The organism is Streptomyces sp. NPDC004561 (assembly GCF_053602155.1).
The window spans coordinates 1-5,864 of record NZ_JBSGDB010000510.1; the positions used below are offsets into that span (position 1 = coordinate 1).

Genomic DNA, 5,864 nt, shown 5'->3' on the forward strand with positions numbered 1-5,864 from the left:
GTCCAGGACACGGGTGCAGTTCTCGCACTGGTCGCCACGGGCCTTGTCGTAGCCGCAGTGGGGGCAGGTGACCGCCGCGAGAGTGGGCCGACGGCGCCGCGGCCGAGACCGCCCGGTCCGCAACGGCATTTCCACGCCACGGCGGAGGGACGCGGTTCCCTCAGGGGCGTCTCGAAATCGGCCGCAGGACCGGACCTTGACGGGCAGTCAGCTTGAAGTCGCTCGCCGATCAGGGGTCGCCGGTTCCGGGCGGCCCGGTCGTCGACGCGGGCCGCCGGGTCGCCGTACCGCCGAGCGGCCGGACCTGTGCGAGGCTGGAGCCCGCGGGAGTCGCCGGCGCGTGCGGTTTGAGCTGCGGGAACCGCTGAACGGGACGGAAACGGCGGCCCACCCCGTACCTGAACCCCGGGGTGGACCACCGGATGGCAGATTCTGCCACACGGGCATAGCCTGCCGAGATGAGCACCACCCGCAGTACCCACCACCGCATCAGCCCCAGCACCACCCCGAGCGCCGCCCCCGGCACTGCCGACCAGCCGCTTTCCGGCTCCGCTCCCGTGTCCCTCACCGAGCGCCGCAAGGCCGAGACCCGCATGGAGATCGCCCGGGCGGCGGCCGCCCTGTTCGTCCGCCAGGGCCTGCGGGCGACCCGTGCCGAGGACATCGCCCAGATGGCGGGCATCGCACCGCGCACCTTCTACCGCTACTTCGCCACCAAGGAAGAGGCGGTGGCCCCCCTGTACGCCGCGGGCGCCCAGCGCTGGGCGGAAGCGGTCCGCGCGGCCCCCGCCCACCTCACCGTCCCGCAGGCCCTGGAGCACGCCGTCCAGCAGACCCTCGCCCCCGGCGCCGGTGTCTCGGCTGCCTCCTGGGAATGGGTCCGCACCCTGATCCGCCTGGCCGACACCAGCCCCGCCCTGCGCAAGGTCTGGGCCGAGGTGGGGCAGGTGTACGAGGGCGCGGTCGCGGAGATCCTCGCGCGACGACTGGCCACGTCCGGGACCGGCGACGACCTCACCGCTCCGCCCGCGATCACCCCGGACCTGCGCTTCGCCGCGGCCGTGGCCGGCACCGCCGTCCGCGTGGCCGTGGAGTCCTGGTCCGGCACCACGTCCCCGGCCACCGGTCCGGACGGCCCGGCGGCCCTGGCGATCCGCAACCTCAAGTCCCTGCGCGCCTTCGAATGGGGCCGGGCAGCGGGCTGAGCCGGCGTGGCCCATCAGGCCGAGGACCAGCCACGGTCGGCCGACCAGAGGGTCGGACCGTCACGGCCGGTCGGGGAGCGCCGGCTCCGCTGCCCGGCTCAGCCGGCTGCCCAACTCCCGTACTCGCTCGACCAGTTCCGCCGGCTCCCGCACGGTGAACTCGTACCCGGCCATCGCCAGCCGCACCGCCAGCCACTCCACGGGGTCGCCGGTGGCGCCGCGGACCACGCAACCGCCCTCGGTGTCGTCCTCGGCCATCTCGCGCCACATCGGCGTCCGCGTGACGACCTGCTGTGCCGGAACGGCGAACCGCACCTCGAACTCGTAGGTCTCCCGCTGCCCTTGGATGGAGCGCCGCAGGTACTCCGCGGCGCTCCCGGTCGGCAACTCCCGTTCCGCGAACCGCACTCCGGTCGCGAACGGCTCGCTCACCCGGTCCACCCGGAAGGTGCGCCAGTCGGCGCGGTCGAGGTCGTAGGCGACCAGGTACCAGCGGCGCCCGGTCGACACCAGCCGGTGCGGTTCGGTCAGCCGGCGGGACTCGCCGCCCTCCTTGTCGCGGTAGGCGAACCGCAGCCGCTCCCGCCCCGCCACGGCCGAGGCCATCACGGTCAGCGTCTCCGGCGCGATGCTGGCCCCGTCCCCGCTGGTCAGCGGGGTGGTCGCGGCCTGGAGCGTGGACACCCGGTGCCGCAGCCGGGCCGGCAGCACCTGCTCCAGCTTGGCCAGGGCCCGTACCGACGCCTCGTCCACGCCCGCCACGGCGTGCCCGGCCCCGGCCCGCAGCCCCACCGCGATCGCGACCGCCTCCTCGTCGTCGAGCACCAGCGGCGGCATCGCCTTGCCCGCGACCAGCCGGTACCCGCCGTCCGAGCCCTTCGTCGCCTGCACCGGGTAGCCCAGCTCACGCAGCCGGTCGATGTCCCGCCGCACGGTCCGGCGGGACACCCCGAGCCGGTCGGCCAGCTCCCCGCCGGGCCACTCGCGGGGCGTCTGGAGGAGCGAGAGCAACTGCAACAACCGTGCCGGAGTGTCCGTCGTCATGCGTACGAGAATGCCGCACGTCTAGGACATGTTCTGACCTAATGCGGTTCTACCTTCCTCTCATGACCTCGAACGACCGAAGCACCCCTGCACCCGACCGAGCCCGCTGGTTCGCCCTGGCGATCGTCATGACCGCGGCGTTCATGGACCTGGTCGACGTCACGATCGTCAACATCGCGATCCCGTCCATCGAGCGCACCGCGCACGCCTCGGTCAGCCAGATCCAGTGGATAACGGCCGGTTACGCCCTCGCGTTCGCCGCCGGCCTGATCACCGGCGGCCGGCTCGGCGACATCCACGGCCGCAGGCGGCTGTTCCTGATCGGCATCGGCGGCTTCACCCTCGCCTCCGCGCTGTGCGGCTTCGCCGCGAACCCGGAGATGCTGGTCGCCTCCCGCATCCTGCAGGGCGGCATGGCGGCGATGATGGTGCCGCAGGTGCTGTCGATCGTGCACGCCACCTTCCCGGCCCACGAACGCGGCAAGGTGTTCGGCCTGTTCGGCGCGATCGTCGGCCTGGGCGCGGTCTCCGGCCCGCTACTCGGCGCCCTGCTGACGGAGTGGAACCTGTTCGGGCTCGAATGGCGGCCCATCTTCCTGATCAACCTGCCGGTCGGCGTCGTCGCCTTCCTCCTCGGCCGCCGCTTCATCACCGAGTCCCGCGCCCCGAAGGCGCTGAAGCTGGACCTCGTCGGGGTCGCCCTGGTCTCGCTGGGTCTGCTGATGCTGCTCTACCCGCTCACCCGCGGCCGCGAGCTGGGCTGGCCGCTGTGGGGGTACGTGTCGATGGCGGGCGCGCTCGGCGTGTTCGGAGCGCTGGTGGCGTACGAGCGGCGCAAGGCGGCCCGCGACGGCTCCCCGCTGGTCGAACTGTCGCTGTTCCGCGTGAAGAGCTTCGCCGCGGGCATCGCCGTGCAGACCGTCTTCGGCGTCGCGCTCGGCATCTTCTTCCTGGTGTGGACCCTGTACATGCAGATCGGCCTGGGCTGGCACCCGCTGCGGGCCGGGCTGACCGGGGTGCCGTTCTCCCTCGCGGTGTCCACGGCGGCGGGGCTGTCGGTGCAGAAGCTGGTCCCGCGGTTCGGGCGGAAGGTGCTCCAGGCGGGCGCGCTGGTGATGGCGGCGGGCGTGCTGCTCTACCTGTGGGAGGCGCACCGCTACGGTCTCGGGATCGCCTCCTGGCAGATGGCCCTGCCGCTGGTCGTGATGGGCACCGGCATGGGTCTGATCGTCGCCCCGCTGACCGACGCGGTGCTCTCGGAGGTGCCGCGCGAGCACGCCGGTTCCGCGTCCGGGCTGATCAACACCGTGCAGCAGATGGGCAACGCGCTCGGGCTGGGGCTCGTGTCGGTGGTCTTCTTCGGGGAGATCGGCGACCGTCTGAGCCCGGCGCAGGTCGGCCCGGCCTTCGTGCACGCCTTCCAGCACGCCCTGTGGTGGGTCGCCGGGATCATGGGCGCGATCTTCCTGCTGATGTCCGCCCTGCCGAAGCGGCCGGCCCAGCATGTGGAGGGGGCGGACGACACGGCCCTTCCGGAGGAGCACCGGGAGCCGGAGCTGGTGCACTGAGCCGCTCCCGGCCTCGACGAGGGCCCGGCACCCGCGGGTGCCGGGCCTCGCCGTACGCCCGCCCGGCCGGGGCGGGCGTCCGATCATGCCCGATTCGGGCCCGAACCTGTTTACTTTCCGGAAAACCGGGCGTAGCCTCCAGAGAAACCACACGTTCGGGCATGACTCGGAAGTGAACGGACACCCAGTCGGAGGACGAGCGACATGTACGCACCGGAACGGCAGCAGGAGATCCTCCGGCTCGCCCGCGACGGCGGCCGGGTGGACGTGCTGTCGCTGGCCGAGGAGTTCCAGGTCACCGCGGAAACGATCCGCCGCGATCTGAAGGCCCTCGACCGCGCCGGCCTCGTGCGCCGGGTGCACGGCGGCGCCATCCCGGTCGGCCGCCTCGACTTCGAGCCGGACCTCGCCGAACGCGAGTCCACCGCGGCCGACGAGAAGGACCGCATCGCCAAGGCCGCCCTCGCCGAACTGCCGGCCGAGGGCACGATGGTCCTCGACGCCGGTACGACCGTGGCGCGGGTCGCCGCGGCCATCCCGCTGGAGTCCTCCCTCACCGTCGTCACCCACAGCCTGCCCATCGCCGCCCGCCTCGCCGACCACCCGGGCATCCAGCTCCACCTGGTCGGGGGGCGCGTACGGAACCGCACGCGCGCCGCCGTGGACGCCTGGGCGCTGCGCGCGTACGGCGAGATCCGCGCCGACGTCCTGTTCGTCGCCGCCAACGGCTTCTCCGTCGAGCACGGCCTGACCACCCCCGACCTCGCCGAGGCCGCGGTCAAGCGGGCCGCCATCGCCGCCGCCCGCCGCGTCGTCCTCCTCGCCGACTCCGCCAAGCACGGCCAGGAGCACTTCGCCCGCTTCGGCGACCTGAGCGATGTGGACCTGCTGATCACCGACAGCGGGCTGAGCCCCGAAGACACCGCCGCGATCGAGCGCGGCGGCACGGAAGTAGTGCGCGCATGATCCTCACCGTCACCCCCAACCCGTCCCTCGACCGCACCTACGAGGTCCACGCGCTCAAGCGCGGCGAGGTCATCCGCGCCGAGACCGAGCGCACGGACCCCGGCGGCAAGGGCGTGAACGTCTCGCGCGCCGTCGCCGCGGCCGGACGGCGCACGGTCGCCGTCCTGCCCCTGGGCGGTGCGCCGGGCGCGCTCGTCGCCGGTCTGCTCGACGCGCAGGGCATCGAGGTCGCCCCGGTCCCGGTCGCCGGCGCCACCCGCTCCAACATCGCGCTCGCGGAGCTGGACGGGGTGCTGACGAAGATCAACGCGCCCGGTCCCGAACTCTCCCCGGCCGAACAGGAACTGCTTCTGGAGACGGTGCGCGAGCAGTCGCGCGACGCCGACTGGATCGCGTGCTGCGGCAGCCTGCCCCGGGGGCTCGCGCCCTCGTGGTACGCCGACGTCGTCACGCGGGCGCACGCCGGCGGCGCGCGCATCGCCCTGGACACCTCGGGGCGCGCGCTCCTGGAGGCGCTGCACGCCCGGCCCGACGTGGTGAAGCCCAACGCCGAGGAGCTCGCGGCGGCCGTCGGACGCCCCCTGGCGACCGTGGGCGACGCCCTCAAGGCGGCCGAGGAACTGCGCGGGATGGGCGCGCGCGCCGTGCTCGCGAGCCTGGGTGCCGACGGACAGCTCCTCGTGGAGGAGCGGGGCGCCTGGTTCGGCAGCGCGCGGGTGGCCGCCGTCCGCAGCAACGTGGGCGCCGGCGACTCCTCCCTCGCCGGCTTCCTGATCGCCGGCGGCAGCGGCCCCGAGGCGCTCGCCTCCGCCGTCGCCCACGGCGCCGCGGCCGTCCAGCTGCCCGGCAGCGTGATGCCGGCCCCCAGCGACCTCGACCCGGCGGCCGTGACGGTCACCGCCGATCTCCCGCTCGACCGAGAACTGACGGAGCCGGCGTCGTGACCCCGGCCGCGCTCCATGGCGCACGCCCCGCAACCCGGCGGCTCGGCGCACCGCTCGCATCCACACCCCCGGATTCCCCGAGCCGACCGGCCCCGGTGCGGGGGGGCCTCCCGCCGCCCGCCGCCACCCGGCGGGTC

At 74.0% G+C, this 5,864-nt stretch carries 5 protein-coding genes and 1 pseudogene; 4 read left to right on the forward strand and 2 right to left on the reverse strand.

The genetic code is table 11. From position 1 onward, the window contains the following. Nucleotides 1-69 (reverse strand): annotated as a pseudogene (locus ACWEN3_RS39290) (class I tRNA ligase family protein); the annotation flags it as partial. A 524-nt stretch (nucleotides 70-593) separates the two neighbouring features. On the opposite strand from ACWEN3_RS39290, the gene ACWEN3_RS39295 reads away from it, so the two are divergent. After that, nucleotides 594-1,205 (forward strand): TetR/AcrR family transcriptional regulator, encoded by a 612-nt coding sequence (locus ACWEN3_RS39295; RefSeq protein ID WP_452981390.1) that lies wholly within the window; start codon nucleotides 594-596, stop codon nucleotides 1,203-1,205. Between the two features lie 60 nt (nucleotides 1,206-1,265). Here the strand turns inward: ACWEN3_RS39295 and ACWEN3_RS39300 are convergent, their stop codons facing one another. Then, complete coding sequence (locus tag ACWEN3_RS39300) at nucleotides 1,266-2,249, reverse strand: helix-turn-helix transcriptional regulator (RefSeq protein ID WP_452981378.1); 984 nt, start codon at nucleotides 2,247-2,249, stop codon at nucleotides 1,266-1,268. 41 nt (nucleotides 2,250-2,290) lie between these two features. On the opposite strand from ACWEN3_RS39300, the gene ACWEN3_RS39305 reads away from it, so the two are divergent. The 3 genes from ACWEN3_RS39305 (at nucleotide 2,291) to pfkB (ending at nucleotide 5,727) form a co-directional block, all read left to right on the forward strand. After that, the gene (locus ACWEN3_RS39305; protein ID WP_452981381.1) at nucleotides 2,291-3,817 is read left to right on the forward strand and encodes an MFS transporter; all 1,527 of its coding nucleotides are present in this window, start codon (nucleotides 2,291-2,293) and stop codon (nucleotides 3,815-3,817) included. Nucleotides 3,818-4,021: 204 nt separating this feature from the next. Further along, entirely contained in the window at nucleotides 4,022-4,783 is a 762-nt protein-coding gene (locus ACWEN3_RS39310; protein ID WP_452981384.1) for a DeoR/GlpR family DNA-binding transcription regulator, read from the forward strand. Continuing rightward, complete coding sequence (gene pfkB, locus ACWEN3_RS39315; protein WP_452981387.1) at nucleotides 4,780-5,727, forward strand: 1-phosphofructokinase; 948 nt, start codon at nucleotides 4,780-4,782, stop codon at nucleotides 5,725-5,727. The genes ACWEN3_RS39310 and pfkB overlap by 4 nt, the downstream gene beginning before the upstream one ends. Nucleotides 5,728-5,864 lie beyond the last annotated feature (137 nt).

Coding starts and splice junctions, on each gene's coding strand:
- ACWEN3_RS39295 (WP_452981390.1), top strand. CDS start 594: ATGGAGATCGCCCGGGCGGCGGCCGCCCTGTTCGTCCGCCAGGGCCTG.
- ACWEN3_RS39300 (WP_452981378.1), bottom strand. CDS start 2,249: ATGACGACGGACACTCCGGCACGGTTGTTGCAGTTGCTCTCGCTCCTC.
- ACWEN3_RS39305 (WP_452981381.1), top strand. CDS start 2,291: ATGCGGTTCTACCTTCCTCTCATGACCTCGAACGACCGAAGCACCCCT.
- ACWEN3_RS39310 (WP_452981384.1), top strand. CDS start 4,022: ATGTACGCACCGGAACGGCAGCAGGAGATCCTCCGGCTCGCCCGCGAC.
- pfkB (WP_452981387.1), top strand. CDS start 4,780: ATGATCCTCACCGTCACCCCCAACCCGTCCCTCGACCGCACCTACGAG.